Raw genomic sequence first — 20926 nt, 5'->3', positions numbered from 1 at the left:
TGTATTTAATGCTTAAAGTGACGCATTTTCGTAAAGACCATGGAGATGCCGTGCTTGTTGCAGGCATCGATGGAATCCTGGTCACGCTTCGATCCACCCGGCTGGATGATGGCTGTGACACCGGCAGCTGCTGCCGTTTCCACCGTATCCGGCATCGGGAAAAAGGCGTCGGAGGCAAGAATGCTTCCCTCTGCTTTTTCTCCCGCCTGCTCAAGAGCAATCTTGGCAGCACCTACCCGGTTCATCTGACCGGCCCCGACGCCAAGCGTTCGGTCGCCTTTGGCTACGATGATGGCGTTGGATTTGACGTGCTTCACGACTTTCCAGCCAAGCTTCAAATCTTCCATTTCCTGCTGAGACGGCGCGCGTTCGGTCGCCACCTCCAGATCAATCTGATCCAGCGATCCTTCATCCGTATCCTGGACAAGCAGGCCGCCGTTCACGGTCGTCAGCTTATGGGACGGGCGGTCGGATTTCTTCATATCCACCTGGAGTAAACGCAGATTCTTTTTCTTTGTAAGAATGTCGAGCGCTTCCTGGCTGAAGGATGGAGCGATGATGATTTCAAGGAAAATCTCCTTCAGCTTGGCGGCTGTCTCTCCATCGACTTCCCTGTTCAGCGCGACGATTCCTCCGAAGATGGAAACGGGGTCTCCTTCATATGCTTTCACATAGGCTTCATACAGATTCTCACCAACACCGACGCCGCACGGATTCATGTGCTTCACAGCGACAGCTGCAGGCTCATTGAATTCAAGGACGACTTCAAGCGCCGCATTGGCATCCTGGATATTATTATAGGAAAGCTCCTTGCCGTTCAGCTGTTCCGCTTCTGCAAGGGACGTTCCCTCCACCGCTGCTTTCTTATAAAAAGCAGCACTCTGATGCGGGTTTTCTCCGTAACGGAGGGACTGGACTTTTTCATATGTAACGGTATACGTCTCTGGATAAGCCTCTTCCGTCAAATCAGAGAAGTATCCAGCAATCATGCTGTCATAATTTGCGGTATGACGGAACACCTTGGCTGCCAGGCGGCGGCGTTCTTCATAGGGAAGTTCTCCCTGATTAAGGCCTTCAACGACCGTTTCGTAATCAGATGGATCGACGACCACCGCGACATCTTCAAAGCTTTTCGCCGCTGCCCGCAGCATTGTCGGACCGCCGATATCGACGTTTTCAATCGCTTCTGCTTCGGTCACACCTTCTTTGGCGATTGTTTCTTTGAATGGATACAGGTTTACAGCCACAAGATCAATGGTCTGGATATTCAGTTCATCCAGCTGCTCCATATGCTCTGTGTTGGAACGCTTGGCCAGCAGTCCGCCATGGACGGATGGGTGCAGCGTTTTGACACGGCCATCCATAATTTCCGGGAAGTCGGTCACTTCAGAAATGGACAGCACCGGAATGCCGGCTTCTTCAATAGTCCGCTTCGTTCCGCCTGTGGAGACGAGTTCATAGCCCAGGTCATTCAGGCGGGCGGCGAAATCTGTTAATCCCTGTTTATCGGATACGCTTAAAAGGGCGCGTTTTTTCATTTGTATTCCTCCTTGGGTAGTAAAGACTGGATGACTTCTGGATAAAGGCGGTGCTCTACGGTCTGGATGCGGCGGTGGACGTCTTCCCTGCTGTCATGATCATAGATAGGGACAGGCTCCTGGGCAATGATCGGGCCGGTATCCATTCCGTCGTCGACAAAATGAACCGTCACGCCTGTCACCTTCACCTGTTTGTCGAGCGCCTGTCTGATCGCATCTTTTCCTGGAAAGGCCGGAAGAAGAGACGGATGTATGTTCATAATCCTTCCTTCGTAAGGGGCCAGCAGCGTCGGTCCGATCAGGCGCATATAACCGGCAAGGACAATCCATTCCACCTGCCTTGAGCGCAAATCATGCAGAATCGCTTCTTCGTAGGCGGATTTATCTGGAAACAGTTTCGGCGTGTAGACGACGGTATCGATTTCATGGTTCTGCGCTTTTTCAATCACTGCTGCCCCGACCCGGTCACAGACAAGCAGAGCGACGCGAGCATCAAGCTTTCCTTCTTCAATGGCTTTCACGATGGCATCAAAGTTGGAGCCGGTACCAGAAGCAAAAATCGCCAGCTGCTTCATATCAGCTCCACCCCCCGCCCCTTAGTCACGCGTCCAATGACCTTGGCTTCAGGACAGGCTGCCAACGCCTGTTCCACTTCCTCTTTGCTGATGACCGCTGCCATACCGATGCCCATATTGAAGACCCCGTACATTTCATCTTCCGCGATGGAACCCTGCTCCTGTAAAAAACGGAACACAGGCGGTACGTCCCAGCTCCCCTGCTCCACAGCAGCTCCGAAACCTTCCGGAAGCATGCGGGGAAGATTTTCATAAAAGCCGCCGCCGGTAATGTGAGCCAGTCCTTTCACATCGACCGTTCCACGAAGTTTCTTGACCGAATCAACGTAAATGACGGTCGGAGTCAACAGCACCTCACCAAGCGGCTGTTCCATCCCCGGATACACCTGCTCCAAATCAAGCTCTTTCACGAGTTTTCTTACAAGCGAAAAGCCGTTGGAGTGGATGCCTGAGGAAGGCAGGCCGATGACGACATCCCCTTCCCGGACCGACGCCCCTGTAACCAGCTTGTCCTTATCAGCCATACCGACGACAAAACCGGCCAGGTCGTATTCCTCCGCGTCGTACATGCCCGGCATTTCCGCCGTTTCTCCACCCACAAGGGCAGCACCTGATTGTTCACAGCCGTCCGCAATGCCTTTGACAATCTGTTCGATACGGGCGGGGTCATTTTTGCCACAGGCGATATAATCGAGAAAGAGCAGGGGATCCGCTCCCTGCGCCGCAATATCATTGACACACATCGCTACGACATCCACTCCTATCGTATCATGACGATCGAGTTCGAAGGCGAGTTTGAGCTTTGTCCCCACCCCATCCGTTCCTGTCACAAGCACCGGATGATTGTAGGACATCCCGCTGATATCAAATAACCCGGCGAAGGCTCCAAGCCCGCCGATGACTTCCTTGCGCATCGTCCGGCTGACATGCTTTTTCATCCGCTCCACCGCTTCATAACCGGCTTCGACATCGACGCCGGCCTGTTTATAGGATTGACTCATCTGTATACCTCCCTACGCTTTCTCATATGGATGCATCGTATTCGGATAGATTTCGGTCGGATAATTCCCCGTAAAGCAGGCCATGCACCCACCGTGCCTCAAGGATTCCTCTCCCTGATAGATGCTCTCGTTCAAGCCTTCCGTCGATAAAAAGGCGAGGCTGTCCGCACCGATCTGTTCTTCCATCTCCTGAAGCGAATGGTTTGCGGCGATCAGTTCCCCGCTGTTGGACGTATCGATTCCGTAATAGCACGGGTTCTTGATCGGCGGTGAGGCAATTCTGACGTGGACTTCTGCGGCCCCTGCTTCTTTCAGCATCTTCACAATCCGTCGGCTGGTCGTTCCACGTACAATCGAATCATCGACCATGACAACCTTTTTCCCTTCAACGATCCCCCGGACAGCGGAAAGCTTCATCTTCACGCCCTGCTCTCTCAGCTCCTGGGACGGCTGGATAAACGTCCGGCCGACGTAACGGTTTTTGATGAGCCCGAGCTCATAGGGAATTCCTGAAGCCTCGGCATATCCGATGGCGGCTGAAATACTGGAATCCGGCACCCCTGTTACGACATCAGCATCAACAGGCGCTTCTTCAGCCAGTGTTTTGCCCATCCGTTTGCGGGATGCGTGGACATTCTTTCCATCCACATTGCTGTCAGGCCGGGAAAAATACACATATTCCATCGAGCAGAGCGTCCGCTGGATCGGTGCTGAAAACCGTATTGAATCAATGCCGTCATCAGAAATGACGAGCATTTCACCAGGATCGATTTCCCTTTCATACGTCGCACCGACAATATCGAAGGCGCACGTTTCTGAAGAAACCACCCAGCTCCCCCCTAAATGGCCGAGGCTGAGGGGACGGAGGCCGCGTGGATCGTTAGCGACGAACATCCGGTCTTCGGTCATTAACAAAAAGGCATACGCTCCCTTGATCATGGAAAGGGCTTCTGTAATGGCCTGCTCCAACGGCAGATGACGCGCACGCTTGATCAGGTGGGCGACGACTTCTGTATCCGACGTCGTCTGCAGAATGCTGCCCTGTCCTTCCAGCTGGTTTTTCAATGCCTGGGCATTCACAAGGTTGCCATTGTGGGCAAGGGCAAGTCCGCCGGTCTGCGACCGGAACAGGAGCGGCTGGATATTTTCATAGCCGCCATCTCCAGCTGTCGCATAGCGCACGTGACCGATGGACGCATGCCCCTGCAAATCTTCCAGCTGGTTTTCAGAGAATACTTCATTGATCAGCCCGTGTCCCTTGGCAAGCTTCAACTGCCCGCCATCTGTCGTTACAATGCCCGCGCCTTCCTGTCCGCGGTGCTGGAGAGCGTGGAGACCATAGTATGTCAGCTGGGCAGAATCCGGATGACCCCAGACACCAAAAATCCCACATTCTTCATTTAAGCCTTTGATTTCACCAAGCATGAAAGAGCTCCTTTCCAAGCTGTTTTCAGCACAGATGTCTTTTCCTCCATTACAACGTCTTTCTGCTTCACTGTATACATGCCATCGTCCGTCACTGTACCGATCTGCTGCGCTCCAGGTGCGGCCTGCTCAAACGCGTCTTTGTTTTCCGGATGGATGGTCACAAGGAATCGGGACTGGGTTTCTGCGAAAAGGGCTGTCGTGATATCAGCTTCGATCGTGACATCACAGCCAAGCTCCTGATCGAATAACGTTTCCGCAAGAGCTACAGCCAGTCCACCTTCGGAAAGGTCATGAGCAGATTCGACAAGACCAGAGCGGATCGCTGTCAGCAGCTGGTTCTGACGCAGCGCTTCGACTTCTAAATCCAATTCTGGTGCTTTTCCAAAATGCCGGCCTTCCAACAACCCCTGCAGCTCGCTTCCTCCGAATTCCGGTTTCGTTTCCCCGATCACATAAATGAGGTCGCCGGCGGCTTTCGCGTGGGAGCGTGTGATATGGCTGACATCCTCAATTAAACCGACCATACCGACAATCGGTGTCGGATAGATGGCCTGTCCGCCAAACGATTCATTATAAAGACTGACGTTCCCGCTGATGACTGGAGTGCCGAGCATACGACAGGCTTCACTCATCCCATCGACGCTTTTTTCCATCTGCCAGAAAATTTCCGGGTTTTCCGGAGATCCGTAGTTCAGACCGTCCGTAATTCCAAGCGGACGGCCGCCGGAGCAGACAATATTACGCGCCGCTTCTGCCACGGCAATCTGTCCGCCCACTTCCGGGTCGAGATAAATGTAGCGGGAGTTACAATCCGTCGTCATGGCCAGCGCCTTGTTCGTACCACGAACACGAAGCACCGCGGCATCAGACCCCGGTGAGACGACTGTGTTCGTCTGGACCATGTAGTCGTACTGGTCATACACCCACTCTTTACTCGCAATTGTCGGCTGCTGCAGAAGCTCAAGCAGTGTTTTCGTATAATCCGTCACGACCGGCTTGAAATCTTCCATACGTTGAAACTCTTCATAATACTCCGGTATTTTGGACGGCTGGTGATAGACCAGGGCATCCTCTGCAAGGGAATCCACTGGAACATCCGCAGCCACTTCCCCGTGATGTTCAAGGCGGAAGCGTTTCGTATCGGTCACCTCACCGACCGCAACGGCTTCAAGATCATACTTCCGGAAGACAGCAGCAATTTCCTCTTCCCGGCCCTTCTCAACGACTAAAAGCATCCGTTCCTGCGATTCTGAGAGCATCATCTCATAAGCCGTCATGTTCTTCTCACGCTGCGGAATGTGATCAAGATTAATTGTCATGCCGGTTCCCGCTTTACTCGCCATCTCACTGGCAGAGGAGGTTAGACCAGCGGCGCCCATATCCTGAATGCCGACAAGGGCATCATGATGAATGACCTCCAAACAGGCTTCAATCAGCAGCTTTTCCATAAATGGATCGCCGACCTGGACCGATGGACGCTTCTCTTCAGACTCTTCCGATAATTCTTCAGAAGCGAAGGTCGCTCCGTGGATCCCGTCCCGGCCGGTTTTAGCCCCGACATACATGACCGTATTTCCGATACCGGCTGCAATCCCTTTTTGGATATCCTTATGATCAATCAAACCGACACACATCGCATTGACGAGCGGATTGCCGTTGTAGGCGTCGTCAAACTGGACTTCCCCGCCCACTGTCGGCACACCGACACAGTTGCCGTATCCGGCGATGCCACGTACGACTTCTTCAAACAAATATTTCACCCGTGGACGCTCAAGCGATCCAAACCGGAGAGAGTTCAGTAACGCTACAGGACGGGCGCCCATGGAAAATACATCACGCAGAATACCACCGACCCCTGTGGCTGCTCCCTGATAGGGTTCAACAGCAGACGGGTGGTTGTGGCTTTCGATTTTGAAAACCACGGCCTGGTCATCTCCGATATCGATGATTCCGGCTCCTTCCCCGGGGCCCTGAAGGACATGGGGACCTTCTGTCGGAAATTTCTTCAACAGCGGTTTGGAGTTTTTGTAGCTGCAGTGCTCCGACCACATGACCGAAAACAAACCGGTCTCTGTATAGTTCGGACGGCGGCCGAGAATCTTCACAACCGAGGTGTATTCTTCATCAGTCAGACCCATGTCTGCATATAAGCGGTTCTGTTCAATCGTTTCCGGACTGATCTCAAGCGTTGATGGCATAGTGTTCCCTCCAATAGGTCAAAATCGATTGAAAAAGCCGAAGGCCGTCATCGGTGCCGAGCAGGGCATCGACCGCCCGCTCCGGGTGCGGCATCATACCGAGGACATTGCCTCTTTCATTGACGATACCAGCAATATCACCGGCCGATCCGTTCGGGTTCGTCTGATAAGTGAAAACCACCTGCTTGTTCTCACGGAGGCGCTCAAGCGTTGTCTGGTCACAAAAGTAATTGCCGTCACCATGGGCAATCGGAATCTGGATTTCTTCCTTCTCTTTATACTGCTGCGTAAACGGTGTATCGGCATTTTCTACGATCAGCGTTTCAGTATGACACATGAACTTCAGTTTTTTGTTCGGCAGCATCGCTCCCGGCAGGAGGCCGGATTCCAATAAAATTTGAAACCCGTTGCATACGCCAAGCACCGGTTTCCCGGCTTCTGCGGCAGCACGGATCTGCTCAACGATGGGAGAAGTCGCTGCCATCGCTCCGGAACGCAGGTAATCTCCGTAAGAAAAGCCACCCGGCAGAAGAACGGCATCATAGTCTGCTAGATTCGCTTCCTGATACCAGACAAGATCTGCGTCTGCACCAAGTTCATCTTTGACGGCATGGTACATATCACGGTCACAGTTCGATCCTGGAAAGACGACGACGGCACATTTCACGTCAGCCAGCCTCCTCTATCGTATACGTATAGTTCTCAATGACCGGATTGGCGAGAAGCTGATCACACATCTTGTCGATTTCGGCTTCCAAATCTTCCTTATCATCAACGAGAACCTCCATATATTTACCGACACGGACGTCGTGAACGTTATTGTACTCCAGTGATTTCAAGGAATGCTGAACGGCCTTGCCCTGCGGGTCCAGGACCCCTTCTTTCAACGTAATGTGAATCTTTACTTTGCGCATACGCTCTCCTCCAGTCGTTGTAAAATCCGTTCATACGTATCTGTCAAACTGCCAATTCCTTCACGAAAGACGTCCTTATCCATTTTTGTGCCTGTTTCCAAGTCCCAGAGCCTGCACGTATCCGGGGAAATTTCATCAGAGAGGACGAGACGGCCATCAGAGAGAAAACCGAATTCCAGTTTAAAATCGATCAGCTCAAGACCAGCTTTCTGAAAAATGCTGCTCAGATGCTCATTAATGAGAAGCGCCTGTTCCTTGATCAAGGTGAGGTCCTGTTCACGAATCCCCGTCAAATGATAGGCGTGGACATCATTGATCAGCGGATCATTCAGTTCATCATTTTTATAAAAGAGTTCAAGAATGGGTGGTTGAAAGAGTGTCTGTTCAGAGATACCGAGGCGGCGGGTGATGCTGCCTGCGGCTTTATTGCGGACAACGACTTCGAGCGGAACGATGTCTGTCTTGTAGACGAGCTGCTCGGTTTCGTTTAAAGCTTGAATGAAGTGGGTCTTGATGTGTTGTTGATGTAAGGATTGAAAGACTTTTGAGGTAATCAGGTTGTTCAGACGGCCTTTGCCGGGGAACGACTCCTTTTTCTTTCCATTAAAGGCGGTCGCATCATCTTTATAGGATAAAATCAACTGTTCAGGATCGTCGGTATGGTACACACGCTTCGCTTTTCCTTCATATAAAAGGGAACCTTTCATAAAAGCAGCACCTCACTTGTTTAGGATTGTTAGGGAAGGACCTGCATCCGCAGGTCCTTTATGATTACAAACCAATACGATCGAAAATACGGTCCACCTGTTTGAGATGGTGCTTATAGTCAAAGCAGGCATCCAGCTGCTCTGAGGAAAGCGTCGACGTGATCTTCTCATCCGCTTCGATCAGCTCACGGAACGGAATGCCCTCTTCCCAGGCTTCCATCGCCTTCGGCTGCACAAGATCGTAAGCCTCCTCACGCACCATGCCTTCGTCAATAAGGGTAAGCAGCACACGCTGGGAGAAAATCAACCCGTAGGTTTTCTCCATATTCTCCTGCATACGCTCCGGGAAGACCGTCAAGTTTTTCACGAGCCTGCCAAAACGGTTCAGCATATAGTTCAGGGCAATGGTCGCATCCGGAAGAATGATCCGTTCGGCAGAAGAGTGGGAGATATCCCGTTCATGCCAGAGCGGCACATTTTCAAACGCGGTCATCATTTCTCCACGCAGTACGCGGGCCATCCCTGTCATGTTTTCCGAACCGATCGGGTTCCGTTTGTGGGGCATCGCAGAGGAACCTTTCTGTCCTTTCGCGAAATACTCTTCCACTTCGCGCGTTTCCGTCTTCTGAAGGCCGCGGATTTCTACAGCGATTTTTTCCATAGATGTAGAAATCAAAGCCAGGGTGGACACGTAATGGGCGTGGCGGTCCCGCTGCAGTGTCTGCGTGGAGACAGGAGCAGCAGCCAGTCCAAGCTTTTCACAGACGTACTCTTCGACAAAAGGATCGATGTTGGCATACGTACCGACCGCACCGGAGAGCTTTCCGACTTCGATCTGTTTGATCGCCAGGTCGAGACGCTCAAGGTTACGCTTCATTTCTTCATAATAAAGCGCCATCTTCAAGCCGAATGTCGTCGGCTCTGCATGGACCCCGTGTGTACGGCCCATCATGACGGTGTGTTTATGTTCCTGTGCTTTTTCACCAAGAATATCAATGAAGTTGACCAAGTCACGGCGGATGATTTCGTTCGCCTGCTTCAGTTGATAGGACAATGCGGTGTCGACAACGTCCGTAGAGGTCAGTCCGTAATGGACCCATTTGCGTTCTTCTCCGACCGTTTCGGAAACGGCACGCGTAAAGGCTACAACATCATGTCGCGTTTCCTGTTCGATTTCATGTATGCGGTCGATGGAGAAGGATGCTTTTTCGCGCAGCTTTTCGACATCTCCCTTGGGAATGATGCCAAGCTCACTCCATGCTTCACAAGCCAGCAGTTCAACTTCAAGCCAGGCCTGATAACGATTTTCTTCCGTCCAGATGGCTCCCATTTCCGGGCGTGTATAACGTTCTATCATAGTCTTCCTCCTACCAATAATGGATCTGATTTTGTTCGATGCGTTCATCGATCTCTTCGAGTGTGTCACCGATGAAGGTCAGGTGCCCCATCTTGCGTGTGGTCCGGGCTTCTTTTTTCCCGTAGTCATGAAGGTGGCAGCCTGTATAGTATTCAATCCGGTCATTGAGAATGCCGCGGTGTTTTCCGAGGACATTGATCATCACGGCTGCGCCGAAGGTATGTACCGGCAGCAGCGGCAGTCCACAGATGGCACGGATATGCTGTTCGAATTGCGAGACACTGCACGCTTCAATCGTGTAGTGTCCGGAGTTATGCGGACGCGGCGCCATTTCGTTGATATAGATATCATCGCCGCTGACGAACATTTCCACAGCAAACGTCCCGACAACGCCGATACGTTCGGCCAGGGCCTCAACGGCTGCTTTCGCTTTATCAAGGACAACGTCCGACACCTGTGCCGGAACCCGGGTTTCATGGAGAATCTGCTGTCTATGGATATTTTCTGCAAGAGGGAAATAAACGATACTTCCATCCTGTCCGCGGGTGAAAACCTGGGAGATTTCAAGATCGAAAGGAATCCACTGTTCCACGATATACGTGCCGCCTTCTTTCAGAAAAGAAGAGAGATTCTCAAGATCTGACTCCTGTTCGAGTTTCAGCTGACCTCTGCCGTCATAGCCGCCGCTGATCGTTTTCATAACTGCCGGATATCCAATCTCTTCGACGGCCTGACCGGCTTCTTCCGACGTATGGACGATACGGTATTCCGGTACAGCAAGGCCGGCGTCTACAGCAAAGGCCTTCTCTTTCTCACGATTCTGTGTCACCTCGAGGGCAAGCGTGCCCTGGGGAAGCTTGTCTGCTTCAGCAAAAAAACGGGAAACACCAGCGTCCACATTTTCAAATTCGTAGGTGACCACCTGGCTGATTGTATTCAACCGCTCTGCTGCTTCAAAGTCATCATAGGCAGCTACAATATGATGGTCGGCCACCGGTGCACATGGGCAGTCTTCGGATGGATCAAGCACAGCAATCCGGTACCCCATATGCCTGGCAGCGAGCGCCATCATTTTTCCAAGCTGGCCGCCTCCGAGGATTCCGATCGTCTGACCTGGACGGATGACATTAATATTCATCGAGCTCCCTCCTCATATTTCCGACTTTCTCCTTCATCCGGCTGCGGTACTCCTCCAGCCGTCCAGCTGTTTCTTTATCAAAAGCGCCGAGCATTTGAGCGGCGAGAAGCCCGGCGTTCTTAGCCCCGGCCTTTCCAATCGAGACGGTGGCTACTGGAACGCCGCCGGGCATCTGGACAATGGAAAGAAGTGAATCCATGCCTTGAAGCGATTTGGATTCAACCGGTACCCCGATGACAGGGAGCGTCGTTTTAGAAGCGACCATTCCAGGCAGATGGGCGGCTCCCCCTGCGCCGGCAATAATGACCTTCAGCCCTTTCTGCCGGGCGGTTTCACTGTATTCAAACATATCTTCTGGTGTCCGGTGGGCAGATATGATTTCCTTTTCGTAATCAACGGCCAGTTCATCCAGGACGCTGCAGGCTTCCTGCATCGTATCCCAGTCCGAAATACTTCCCATAATGATCCCAACTTCAGCCATGCGCTCTCCCTCGTTTCTTTGTGAAGTAACATAAAAAAAGCCTGCCCGACCGCTCAATCAATGAGAGGAGTCGAACAGGCATACGTCGGCCAAGGCCGGCCGGGCGCCGCTGACATAACTCCCCTCATAGTCCGGGACTTTACGGTTCCCAGGTAGAGACGTGCGGGCCATATCCCCGCCTTATATGAGGTCGTCTATGCAATTCTGTCTTTATCATATCAAGAATCACTTTTGGCTGTCAACGCCATTGTCGAACAATGACATTTTATAATCAACAAATCGTTCGGTTTTACTGTTTAACCGCTTGAAATACGATCGTTTTTCCTACAGGCTCCATGACTTTTTCCCCGTTTCGGATTTCTTCACGGAAAACCGGCTCTTCCATGCGGCGGACAGGCATATAGCCTTGTTTCTTCATGCGGTCAAGACAATCATCGATCGTTTCATTTTCCTGCACTTCAAAACGCATTTTGCTGTTCCTGCTGTTCTTTTTGGGCATCGCGGATCTTTCCTCTCTTTACAGACTTCACCCAGAAGCCCCCGTGAATCTGCTTTGGTTCATACGCAACAATGAAGGCTTTTGGGTCAATCGTACGGATGGTTTCATATAAACTGAGTTCATACTTTCGCGGAGTCAGAATCTGCATCGCCAGACGGTCTCCCTCCATGCCGTACGCGTACCAGCTCGTCACCCCGTACCCTTTATCACGGAGCTGACGGGTAAATTCGATATCCGGGTTCGAGGAGATGACGTTAACTGTAATATACCCGAGGGCGAGCTTCTCTTCAATCTTCATACCGACAATCACCCCTGTACCGTAACCGACAGCATAGGCAATAACGTTTTCAATCTGGTCCAGGCGGTCAAGCACGATGCCCAGTCCGTAAATGTACGTGACGATTTCAAACATTCCGATAAACGCTGCGAAATACCGCTGTCCTTTTAATGTGAAAATCATACGAAGGGTAAAAAAGGATACATAAACGATGTTCACCGCTAATATGATGGCGATGAGTACAAGTGGGTTTTCAAACAATACAGACAGCCTCCTTTGCCGGGATAAAGTAAAAATCTGTCACCCGGACCGCTTCTCTTGCATACACTATAAACCATGAGAATAAAAGGGCACAACCGCTTTTCACCGCAATTACAGACAAATCTTGGAGGTGCAGGCTGATGGACCAGTTCAAGGATTGGAAAGGAAACTTCGACCGTTTCTTCGGCCAGGAATTCTGGGGCGGATTTGAAGGGATGATGAAGCCTGCCATACCGGCTGTCAACATTTATCAATACGATAATGAGCTGCTTTGTTTCGTCAACATTCCCGGCATGGACCACCCGAAAAATGTCGATGTTCTCGTCGACCACGCCACGTTGACATTGAAAGGAAAAATTGAAATCAATAACCGGGGCGGTCATCAGATCAAAGCAGAAATTGCCGACGGTACATTTGAACGTTCCATCGACCTCCCCTACCCCGTCCGGCATGACAAGATAGAAGCCACCTACAGGCACGGACTGCTGGTCGTCCAGCTTCACCGCTACATCCCTGATTCATCAAGACAGAAACCGATCACCATCCGCCACCTGGAGGATGAATAAAACCGGCGCCTGACAGAAGGCAGCCGGTTTTTTTATACCTTGACGGGGAAGTCATCCAAGAGTGCAGCACTCTTTTCATAGACATCCTTATGCAAGGAAAATGAAATATAAGACGAAAATGACAAAAAGGAAATACATGATCGGATGAATTTCTTTGGATCGTCCTTTTAAGATCATCGTAATCGGATAGAAGATAAAGCCGATGGCAATCCCAGTGGCAATGCTGTACGTCAATGGCATAGCTGCAATCGTAAAGAAAGCAGGGACGGCAATTTCAAACTCATCCCAGTCAATGCTCTTCAAGGTGGACGCCATCAGCACTCCGACAATGATCAAAGCAGGTGCGGTAACTTCAGCAGTTACAACAGCGAGAAGCGGAGAGAAGAACAGGGCAAGCAGGAAAAATCCTGCCGTCACGACAGAAGCAAAGCCTGTTCGTCCACCTGCTCCGACACCCGCGGTGGATTCAATGTAGGACGTCGTCGTCGAAGTCCCGACGACTGCTCCGACGACCGTAGCGGCGGAATCGGAGAACAGCGCACGGTTGGCCCGCGGCAGTTTGTTATCCTTCATAAACCCGGCCTGGGTGGCTACAGCGACAAGTGTACCGGCCGTATCAAAGAAATCGACGAAAAGGAACGTCAGGATGACTACGAGCATCTGGATCGTGAAAATATCCCCAAAGTGTGTCAACGCTGCACCAAACGTCGGTGCCACACTCGGCGCTGGACTGACAATGCCACCAAGACCAGACGGTGGATCAATCAAGCCCGTGAGAATCCCCATCAATGACGTCAGCACCATCCCATAGAAAATGCCGCCCTTCAATCCGACAGCAAGCAGGATGACACTGACAATGATTCCGAAAACAGCGAGAAGCGTCGGTCCGGCGGTCAAATCGCCCAGCTGAACCAGTGTCGCGTCACTGTTCTGTACGATCCCGGCGTTTTGAAAGCCGATAAACGCGATGAACAGCCCGATCCCCGCTCCGACAGCGAGCTTAAGGTTTCCCGGGATGGCATCAATGATCATCGTCCGCAGGCCGGTTACCGTTAACACAATAAAAATAAGTCCAGAAGCAAGTACGCCGGCGAGCGCTGTTTCCCATGGAATACCAAAGCCGAGCACAACCGTATACGCAAAGAATGCGTTCAGTCCCATACCGGGTGCAAGAGCAATCGGATACTTCGCAAACAATCCCATAATCAATGTACCCACCGCGGCTGCTACGGCTGTAGCGGTGAATACGGCTCCCTTATCAATACGAGTGACCCCTTCAGGCAGAGCCTCAATGCCGTCCAGTGCAAGCGTGGACGGGTTGACGAACAAAATGTAGGCCATAGCGAGAAACGTTGTCAGACCCGCCATGAATTCAATCCGATAGCTCGTTCCCATTTCCTTAAACTTAAAAAACTTACTCATTTGTAAATCCTCCCCTTTTTGTCTTCCGTCGCCTTTCTTATCGGGTCTCTTTATTTTTATGTTGACCCGTCTCCCACAAAAAAAGACACCCCTGGATAAAATCCAGGAGTGTCTGTAGATACGAGGATAAACGGACGTCTGCAAATGCGTACAGGCAGGCGCCCATTCACCAGCGTAGTCAGACCAATTTACGGCGGTCTGGTAGAAACTCATGGGCCTTATCCCCAAAATTATACGAAGGTGATGCGTTATTGAATTGTCTTTATCTTACATCGTTCGACAAGAACTGTCAACACTATTTCCGAACAATAATCAACAGAAACCCTTTAATGTTCGATTATTCCCATTCAATCGTTGCAGGCGGCTTACTTGTCACGTCATACACGACGCGGTTGATGTGATCGACTTCATTCACGATACGTGTCGATATTTTCTCCAGCACGTCCCATGGTATGCGGGCCCAGTCTGATGTCATGCCATCAATGGACGTAACAGCACGGATCCCGATCGTATAGTCGTAGGTGCGCTCATCTCCCATGACTCCGACCGATCGGATATCAGGCAGCACAGTGAAATACTGCCAGATGTCACGGTCCAGCCCGGCCTTTTTAATTTCATCACGAAGGACGAAGTCAGATTCACGAACGATTTCCAGTTTTTCCTCTGTCACTTCTCCTAGAACCCGGATAGCAAGACCCGGGCCGGGGAACGGCTGACGCCAGACGATATGTTCAGGTACACCAAGCTCCGTGCCCAGCGCACGTACTTCATCCTTGAACAGCGTATTCAAAGGTTCGATCAACTGGAATTCCATATCCTCCGGAAGACCGCCGACATTATGGTGGGATTTGATCGTCTGAGCGGTTTCTGTTCCACTTTCAATAATGTCGGTATACAGTGTACCCTGGGCAAGGAAGTCAATGTCCTTAAGCTTTTCTGCTTCATCATCAAACACATAAATGAACTCATTGCCGATGATCTTCCGCTTTCTTTCCGGATCGGATACACCGTCAAGTTTGCTCATGAACCGCTCTTTGGCATCAATTTTAATAATGTTCATGTTGAATCCGTCGCCAAGCGTGCGCATGACGTCATCGGCTTCGTTCTTACGCAGCAGTCCGTGGTCGACGAAAATACACGTCAGCTGATCTCCGATCGCCTTATGGATCAACGCAGCTACAACAGAAGAGTCAACACCACCGCTCAACGCGCAGAGTACTTTACGGTCACCTACCTGCTCACGGATTTTTTCCACTTCCATTTCAACGACGTGTTCCATCGTCCAGTCGTCCTTCGCATCGCAGACGTCGAAAACGAAGCTGCGAAGAAGATCATTCCCATATTCTGAATGGCGGACCTCCGGGTGGAATTGGACGCCGTACATTTTTGCATCCTCGTGGCTGATGGCAGCTACAGGACAGGAACGGCTCGTCGCATCCACACGGAAACCTTCAGGAGCTTCGATTACTTTGTCACTGTGACTCATCCATACGGCCTGTTCTTTTGGTGTCTTGCGGAACAAGACCGGGTCCTCTGTAATGTGAATATCGGCTTTGCCGTATTCGCGTTCCTTGGCCCGTTCCACTTTCCCATTAAAATGGTGGGTCATCAACTGCATGCCGTAACAGATGCCGAGCACCGGAATACCCAGTTCAAAAATCTGCTCATCACAGCGGAAGCTGTTTTCTCCATATACGCTGTTCGGCCCACCGGAAAGGATAATGCCGCTCGGATTCAGCTCCTTGATTTTCTCTATGCTCATCTTGTGTGAATGAAGCTCGCTGTACACACCGAATTCGCGGATTCTTCGTGTGATCAACTGGTTGTACTGACTTCCAAAGTCGAGTACGAGAATCATCCCTTGTACGTTTTCCATATACGTTCCACTCCCTGTACCAAGATTGGTCCTGCCTGTTTCTCTCTTCCCGTTCCATAAAAAAATGGACTCCTGCCTCTTGTATACAGCATACAACGAAGGCAGAAATCCATCCATGTCAAGACATGTCATGTGACTCCCACCTTCATAGTCAGGGCATTTACGGTGCCCCGGTAGAGACTTTCGGGCCTTATTCCCGAGGATATACGAAGGAAGAATTCTATCTGATAATTTTCACTTATTCTATCAACCGTCTTGCAAGGAATCAAGACAATGTCTTTTTAATTAAATTTTCCCATAATTCCGTTACTTTCTGCCACTGGGCCTTCTGGGATTCATTCCCATAAATCACTCGCTCATAATTACTCGTCAACCGCCGCATTTCATTGGATTGAAAATGCTGGTCCACTTTCAAGGCGTAATCACGGAGTGTTTGATCAGGCTTCCGTTTCAGCCCTTTATGATTCAGTACTTTCAAAAGGAAGTGGTAGGCCTTTTCATACGTCTCTTCGTCTTCACTACGGCGGTAGCGGCGGATCAGAAGCGCGGCCATCCAGCGGTAGCGGGTGACATAAAGCAGAATCCCAGCGGCCAAAAGAACGGTACCTGTCAGGACTGCCGTAAAGGTCGTCGATCCAGAAGAAGAGGCTGCATCCGCATTTCCGGAGGCTTCATCTTCCTCCTCCACCTGCTGAGGATTCCCCATCGTTTCATCCTGCGTATCATCTGCAGCACCTGCTGCCGGATCTTCTTCGGTCTCCTCCACATCGACATCCGTGTAAAAATCAGCGTTGTTACTGAAGCCCTGTGTCGGTTCAAAAGGAACCCAGCCTACGTCGGGAAAGTACACTTCCACCCAGGAGTGCGCATTTCCACTCGTAACTTCATACACGTTCTGGACACCGTCTCCTTCTTCATTTTCCACGGAATCGATCCGCTCACCGCCTGTAAAGCCTTTGACCCAGCGGGCCGGGATCCCTTCTGAGCGGAGAAGGACAACCATGGACGTCGAGTAGTTGTCACAGTATCCAATCTGCGATTCAAACAAAAATTGATCCACATAGTCTTCGTCATCGCCTGGAACCGGGACATCCGTCGTTGAATATTCAAAGCCGTTGGCTGAAAAATAACGCTCCACGGCCTTTGCCTGATCATACCGGTTGTCCTCTCCCTCGACAATCTGGGAAGCCAGATTACGGACGCGCTCCGGCAGATTCTCCGGAAGCTGCAGGTATTGATCCCTGATTTCCTGTGGATCATTATTCCCGGATTCACGGAGCTGGCTGTACTCAAAAGAAGGAAACTCATACGTCAATTCAGCTGTACTGATTTTCGCAGGAGCATCCCCCTGGTACGTATCCATCTCCCCCGTGTTATTGTGGACGCGGAGGTTGAACTCCCCTTCTAAATTCCCGACGGAGGTAAGACCGTAGGGATAAACCAGTTTTCTAAACGAAGCGAACCTTGTCATTTCAATCTGCGCTGTCTGCGTTTCCGTTTCCACTTCTTCAGTGAACGTGGAGAATGGAATATCAAAAGGGTCTGTAGTCATGACCGGCTGCTCCAGCGTATCCGTCCAGCCTTTTCCTGTATACGTATCCTTTGATTCAATCCGCCAGTAGCGGTCCCCATCAACGGTCGCCGTGAAGATCGGCGTATCATCCTGCACAAACGATCCGCCGAGCTGGCTGTCATCCTCGCCATACCCGACCTTCTGGATTGTCCGCCCCCCTCCGGACCCTGTTCCTCCTGCGGCACTTTCCAAATATGGAACCGGATCCGGCCACTGTGGAGCAAACTTGGGAGACGCATAAGCCGCTGCGGAAGAAAACAAAATGACTCCAATCAAGGGGAAAAGCCAGACCTTGGCTTTATGAAGCCCTTTGAATACAATGGATTCCTTATCCATTTCTTTCGCAAAGCTCGACAGTCCGAGCGCCGCCATCCCGATCACGAAGGTCCGTATAATCGCCCAGCTGCCATCATAAACCGTAAATGTATCAACAACGGCAACGAAAAGAATCGTCAGAAGCACGAAAAAGAACATGCGGCGCGCAACTACGAACCAGTAATAAAGAAGGTAGCTCATAAGCCACAGTAAAATCAGGAACAGCAGGCTGCGGAAAAGCGGCGTCATCTGCCACCATTCCTGACCACTGATCATCTGAATATTAAAAGTGACCTGCTCGGTAAGAACGGCGAACCACCCCGGGGAAAAGATCAGTTCCCCGATGTACAGTCCGTCCAGAATAAATGCCACACCCAGTCCTTTTAACGGCATCGATAGATACCAGGGGACTTGTAAAAAAGAAACAAAAAAACAGAACGCCGCAAAGATAAAGAAAATCCGGACGTCATCCGTCTGGGAAATCATTTCAAGCGGCCGGAGCCATTCACAAAACAAAAGAAAACCGATGCCGTAGAGAATCATCCGGTAAACGGTTGAATGACGGTCCTGCATTACGTGTTCACCTCAAATTCCTTTTGTGTCATCTGCTCTTCGGACAAGAGATTGACCACCACACCACGGCTTTTCAGCTGCTTGATCAGCTGGTGGTCCTGAAAGGTCATCCGTTCATGCGGGCGTACATAAAAAAAGACGAGCCGCTTGCTTTTCTTCGCCAATTTCGAAAGCGCTGCCTGGACATCCCGGTCCAGCTCATGGCTGACAACCATCAAGAGAACACCGCTCGGCACAGAGGGGCGTTCGCGCTCAAGCTGACTGGCAAACGGCTGCATCCCCACCGGCCTTACCCGGGCCAGATGCCCCTGGATCTGCTGCTGGCGGGCCGGATCCTGGTGATAAGGGAAATACCGGCGGTCCTCACCAAGCGTCATGAATGACAGCGGGGAAGACTGCTGGTGAAACTCCTTCACAAGCGACGCTGAAAATTCGACCGCTCCTTCAAAGCTCAAAATGTCCATATCCGAATGGGCGCCCGTATTTAAGATCATCAGCATCTCCACGCTTTTTTCCTGTTCGAACTCTTTTGTCATCATTTCGTTTTTCTTCGCCGTCGTTTTCCAATCCACCCAGGCAAAGCGGTCACCCGGCATGTATTCCCGGACACCGGTGACGATATTGGTATTTTTCTCATTGAGTTTAAAAGAAGGACTTGTTCCCTGCTCAAAGCTGTAGACCCGGTCCTTCATTTTTACCGGCCGTACGTATGGGAACACGAGAAGTTCATTCGTATGCTTGTACACCTGTTCTTTTTTTACAAATCCGAAGAAGTCACCCGTTTTCACACGGATTGCCTTGAAAGCATGGGCACCGCGCGGGACCTTTTGAAGTTCGTAACGGTACGAAATCCGCCGGCTGAACCACGGAAAGACGACTTTCTTGATATTCCGATGTTCATGATACATTTCTGTTTTCGTCATATCCTTGTATTTCTCCAAGTGTTCATCCACCTTTTTCAAGGATGGCGGAAGATATTCTTCAATGACACAGTAATAAACCGGGAATGGGAACCGCCGCTTCAGCGTCACCTCCACTTCCACCGTTTCCCCGCCAAGGGCATAACGCCTGGACAACTGGTGCTCAACCTCCCATTTCCGGATCGGGTATACGAGAACACCGATCATATAAAGAAGGAACGGGAGAAACGCATAAAAAAGAAACCAGCTGACAAATCCGCCTTGAAACATCGCATACGAGAACAGGGCCGTAAACAACAGAACGACGACAGCCCCTTTGCCGGCAAGGCTGAACGTCTGCTTCATTCCCCGGTCGTCCTTTTCACCGGAATCGAAGTAGCCGTGAGAAGCTCCTCAATGATAGAGGCGGACGTCTTCCCTTCAAACCTCGCTTCGGACGTTAAAATCATCCGGTGGCCGAGCACATACGGAGCCATGAACTGCACATCGTCCGGAAGCACATAATCGCGATCATGGACAAACGCATAGGCTTTGGCCGCTTTCATCAAAGAAATCGATCCCCTCGGACTCACGCCTAAGTAGACTCCTTCATGGTTACGTGTTCCTGTAACAAGGTCTACGATATAACGATGGACGGAGCGGTCCACATAGACCTGGGCCGTTTCCTTTTGAAGCCCCACCAGTTCTTCTCTTGATATTACAGCTGAGATTTCTTCAATCGGATGACTGTTTGACGTACGGGCAAGCATTTCCATCTCCTGCTTCGGTGTAGGATAGCCCATTTCCATTTTCAAAAGAAAACGATCCAGCTGCGCTTCCGGCAGCGGGTAGGTTCCTTCATATTCGATAGGGTTCTGGGTTGCCATGACAAAGAAAGGCTCTCCGAGCTGGACTGTACTCCCATCCACGGTAATGCTCGTCTCCTCCATCCCTTCCAACAGGGCGGACTGCGTCTTCGGCGACGTCCGGTTGATTTCATCGGCCAGAACGATATTTCCGAGAATGGGGCCTGGACGGAACTCGAACTCCAATGTCTTCGGGTTATAAATGGAAACACCAGTCACATCTGACGGCAGCAGATCCGGTGTAAATTGAATTCTCTTAAAATCACAATCCAAGGATTTCGCAAGCGTTTTGACAAGCATCGTCTTCCCTACTCCAGGAACATCCTCAAGCAGAACATGCCCCTTTGCCAGAAGGGCCACAACGCTCAAAAGCGCTGCTTCTTCCTTTCCAATCATCACTTTTCTAATATTGTTAAGTACCTCGGTTACTTTCGGCTGATAGAGAAACGTTTGCTGAGACAT

At 51.0% G+C, this 20926-nt stretch carries 19 protein-coding genes and 3 riboswitches; of the genes, 1 reads left to right on the top strand and 18 read right to left on the bottom strand.

What is annotated here, in order from left to right; all coding sequences use genetic code 11:
- Nucleotides 1–5: 5 nt before the first annotated feature.
- The 13 genes from purH to QMA39_RS13940 form a co-directional block, all read right to left on the bottom strand.
- On the bottom strand, nt 6–1538 hold the full coding sequence (purH, locus tag QMA39_RS14000; protein ID WP_281659085.1) for a bifunctional phosphoribosylaminoimidazolecarboxamide formyltransferase/IMP cyclohydrolase: 1533 nt from the start codon (nt 1536–1538) through the stop codon (nt 6–8).
- Complete coding sequence (gene purN, locus QMA39_RS13995; RefSeq protein WP_281659084.1) at nt 1535–2113, bottom strand: phosphoribosylglycinamide formyltransferase; 579 nt, start codon at nt 2111–2113, stop codon at nt 1535–1537. Before purN ends, purH begins: the two co-directional genes overlap by 4 nt.
- Nucleotides 2110–3114, bottom strand: coding sequence for a phosphoribosylformylglycinamidine cyclo-ligase (gene purM / locus QMA39_RS13990; protein ID WP_281659083.1), 1005 nt, complete (start codon nt 3112–3114; stop codon nt 2110–2112). Before purM ends, purN begins: the two co-directional genes overlap by 4 nt.
- 12 nt (nt 3115–3126) lie before the next feature.
- Nucleotides 3127–4539 (bottom strand): amidophosphoribosyltransferase, encoded by a 1413-nt coding sequence (gene purF / locus QMA39_RS13985; protein WP_027955722.1) that lies wholly within the window; start codon nt 4537–4539, stop codon nt 3127–3129.
- Nucleotides 4515–6740: a phosphoribosylformylglycinamidine synthase subunit PurL gene (gene purL / locus QMA39_RS13980; protein WP_281659082.1), complete on the bottom strand. Its 2226-nt coding sequence runs from the start codon at nt 6738–6740 to the stop codon at nt 4515–4517. The genes purF and purL overlap by 25 nt, the downstream gene beginning before the upstream one ends.
- Complete coding sequence (purQ, locus tag QMA39_RS13975; protein ID WP_027955720.1) at nt 6724–7407, bottom strand: phosphoribosylformylglycinamidine synthase subunit PurQ; 684 nt, start codon at nt 7405–7407, stop codon at nt 6724–6726. Before purQ ends, purL begins: the two co-directional genes overlap by 17 nt.
- Nucleotide 7408: 1 nt before the next feature.
- A complete protein-coding gene (gene purS / locus QMA39_RS13970) occupies nt 7409–7654 on the bottom strand; it encodes a phosphoribosylformylglycinamidine synthase subunit PurS (protein ID WP_027955719.1) in 246 nt (81 codons plus the stop codon).
- Nucleotides 7642–8361 carry a phosphoribosylaminoimidazolesuccinocarboxamide synthase gene (gene purC, locus QMA39_RS13965; protein ID WP_027955718.1) on the bottom strand — a complete coding sequence of 240 codons (720 nt, stop codon included), beginning with the start codon at nt 8359–8361 and terminating at the stop codon, nt 7642–7644. Before purC ends, purS begins: the two co-directional genes overlap by 13 nt.
- A gap of 64 nt (nt 8362–8425) precedes the next feature.
- Complete coding sequence (purB, locus tag QMA39_RS13960) at nt 8426–9718, bottom strand: adenylosuccinate lyase (RefSeq protein WP_281659081.1); 1293 nt, start codon at nt 9716–9718, stop codon at nt 8426–8428.
- Nucleotides 9719–9728: 10 nt separating this feature from the next.
- Nucleotides 9729–10856, bottom strand: a complete 1128-nt coding sequence (gene purK, locus QMA39_RS13955) for a 5-(carboxyamino)imidazole ribonucleotide synthase (RefSeq protein WP_281659080.1) — start codon at nt 10854–10856, stop codon at nt 9729–9731.
- A complete protein-coding gene (gene purE, locus QMA39_RS13950; RefSeq protein ID WP_027955715.1) occupies nt 10846–11337 on the bottom strand; it encodes a 5-(carboxyamino)imidazole ribonucleotide mutase in 492 nt (163 codons plus the stop codon). The genes purK and purE overlap by 11 nt, the downstream gene beginning before the upstream one ends.
- A 107-nt stretch (nt 11338–11444) precedes the next feature.
- A riboswitch (purine riboswitch) is annotated at nt 11445–11545 on the bottom strand.
- A gap of 81 nt (nt 11546–11626) precedes the next feature.
- A complete protein-coding gene (locus tag QMA39_RS13945; protein WP_027955714.1) occupies nt 11627–11836 on the bottom strand; it encodes an NETI motif-containing protein in 210 nt (69 codons plus the stop codon).
- Nucleotides 11796–12374, bottom strand: a complete 579-nt coding sequence (locus QMA39_RS13940; protein WP_027955713.1) for a DUF2179 domain-containing protein — start codon at nt 12372–12374, stop codon at nt 11796–11798. The genes QMA39_RS13945 and QMA39_RS13940 overlap by 41 nt, the downstream gene beginning before the upstream one ends.
- 140 nt (nt 12375–12514) lie before the next feature.
- Here QMA39_RS13940 and QMA39_RS13935 point away from each other — a divergent pair, with 140 nt between their 5' ends.
- The gene (locus QMA39_RS13935) at nt 12515–12940 is read left to right on the top strand and encodes an Hsp20/alpha crystallin family protein (protein WP_027955712.1); all 426 of its coding nucleotides are present in this window, start codon (nt 12515–12517) and stop codon (nt 12938–12940) included.
- Between the two features lie 87 nt (nt 12941–13027).
- Here the strand turns inward: QMA39_RS13935 and QMA39_RS13930 are convergent, their stop codons facing one another.
- The 5 genes from QMA39_RS13930 to QMA39_RS13910 form a co-directional block, all read right to left on the bottom strand.
- Nucleotides 13028–14362 (bottom strand): NCS2 family permease, encoded by a 1335-nt coding sequence (locus QMA39_RS13930; protein ID WP_027955711.1) that lies wholly within the window; start codon nt 14360–14362, stop codon nt 13028–13030.
- A gap of 155 nt (nt 14363–14517) precedes the next feature.
- Nucleotides 14518–14620: riboswitch (purine riboswitch) on the bottom strand.
- Between the two features lie 79 nt (nt 14621–14699).
- On the bottom strand, nt 14700–16238 hold the full coding sequence (guaA, locus tag QMA39_RS13925) for a glutamine-hydrolyzing GMP synthase (RefSeq protein ID WP_027955710.1): 1539 nt from the start codon (nt 16236–16238) through the stop codon (nt 14700–14702).
- Nucleotides 16239–16366: 128 nt separating this feature from the next.
- Nucleotides 16367–16468, bottom strand: a riboswitch (purine riboswitch).
- A 35-nt stretch (nt 16469–16503) separates the two neighbouring features.
- On the bottom strand, nt 16504–18699 hold the full coding sequence (locus QMA39_RS13920; RefSeq protein ID WP_281659079.1) for a transglutaminase domain-containing protein: 2196 nt from the start codon (nt 18697–18699) through the stop codon (nt 16504–16506).
- Nucleotides 18699–19964: a DUF58 domain-containing protein gene (locus QMA39_RS13915; protein WP_281659078.1), complete on the bottom strand. Its 1266-nt coding sequence runs from the start codon at nt 19962–19964 to the stop codon at nt 18699–18701. Before QMA39_RS13915 ends, QMA39_RS13920 begins: the two co-directional genes overlap by 1 nt.
- A complete protein-coding gene (locus tag QMA39_RS13910) occupies nt 19961–20926 on the bottom strand; it encodes a MoxR family ATPase (protein ID WP_206933873.1) in 966 nt (321 codons plus the stop codon). Before QMA39_RS13910 ends, QMA39_RS13915 begins: the two co-directional genes overlap by 4 nt.

The sequence above is a fragment of the Halobacillus sp. Cin3 genome (assembly GCF_947311855.1).
Lineage (GTDB): Bacteria > Bacillota > Bacilli > Bacillales > Halobacillaceae > Halobacillus > Halobacillus kuroshimensis.
This window is presented reverse-complemented; position numbering and strand designations above follow the sequence as displayed.

Excerpts from the sequence above, each read along its gene's own strand:
- purH (WP_281659085.1), bottom strand. The coding sequence starts at position 1,538 with ATGAAAAAACGCGCCCTTTTAAGCGTATCCGATAAACAGGGATTAACA.
- purN (WP_281659084.1), bottom strand. The coding sequence starts at position 2,113 with ATGAAGCAGCTGGCGATTTTTGCTTCTGGTACCGGCTCCAACTTTGAT.
- purM (WP_281659083.1), bottom strand. The coding sequence starts at position 3,114 with ATGAGTCAATCCTATAAACAGGCCGGCGTCGATGTCGAAGCCGGTTAT.
- purF (WP_027955722.1), bottom strand. The coding sequence starts at position 4,539 with ATGCTTGGTGAAATCAAAGGCTTAAATGAAGAATGTGGGATTTTTGGT.
- purL (WP_281659082.1), bottom strand. The coding sequence starts at position 6,740 with ATGCCATCAACGCTTGAGATCAGTCCGGAAACGATTGAACAGAACCGC.
- purS (WP_027955719.1), bottom strand. The coding sequence starts at position 7,654 with ATGCGCAAAGTAAAGATTCACATTACGTTGAAAGAAGGGGTCCTGGAC.
- purC (WP_027955718.1), bottom strand. The coding sequence starts at position 8,361 with ATGAAAGGTTCCCTTTTATATGAAGGAAAAGCGAAGCGTGTGTACCAT.
- purB (WP_281659081.1), bottom strand. The coding sequence starts at position 9,718 with ATGATAGAACGTTATACACGCCCGGAAATGGGAGCCATCTGGACGGAA.
- purK (WP_281659080.1), bottom strand. The coding sequence starts at position 10,856 with ATGAATATTAATGTCATCCGTCCAGGTCAGACGATCGGAATCCTCGGA.
- purE (WP_027955715.1), bottom strand. The coding sequence starts at position 11,337 with ATGGCTGAAGTTGGGATCATTATGGGAAGTATTTCGGACTGGGATACG.
- QMA39_RS13945 (WP_027955714.1), bottom strand. The coding sequence starts at position 11,836 with ATGCCCAAAAAGAACAGCAGGAACAGCAAAATGCGTTTTGAAGTGCAG.
- QMA39_RS13935 (WP_027955712.1), top strand. The coding sequence starts at position 12,515 with ATGGACCAGTTCAAGGATTGGAAAGGAAACTTCGACCGTTTCTTCGGC.
- QMA39_RS13930 (WP_027955711.1), bottom strand. The coding sequence starts at position 14,362 with ATGAGTAAGTTTTTTAAGTTTAAGGAAATGGGAACGAGCTATCGGATT.
- guaA (WP_027955710.1), bottom strand. The coding sequence starts at position 16,238 with ATGGAAAACGTACAAGGGATGATTCTCGTACTCGACTTTGGAAGTCAG.
- QMA39_RS13920 (WP_281659079.1), bottom strand. The coding sequence starts at position 18,699 with ATGCAGGACCGTCATTCAACCGTTTACCGGATGATTCTCTACGGCATC.
- QMA39_RS13915 (WP_281659078.1), bottom strand. The coding sequence starts at position 19,964 with ATGAAGCAGACGTTCAGCCTTGCCGGCAAAGGGGCTGTCGTCGTTCTG.
- QMA39_RS13910 (WP_206933873.1), bottom strand. The coding sequence starts at position 20,926 with ATGTCTCAGCAAACGTTTCTCTATCAGCCGAAAGTAACCGAGGTACTT.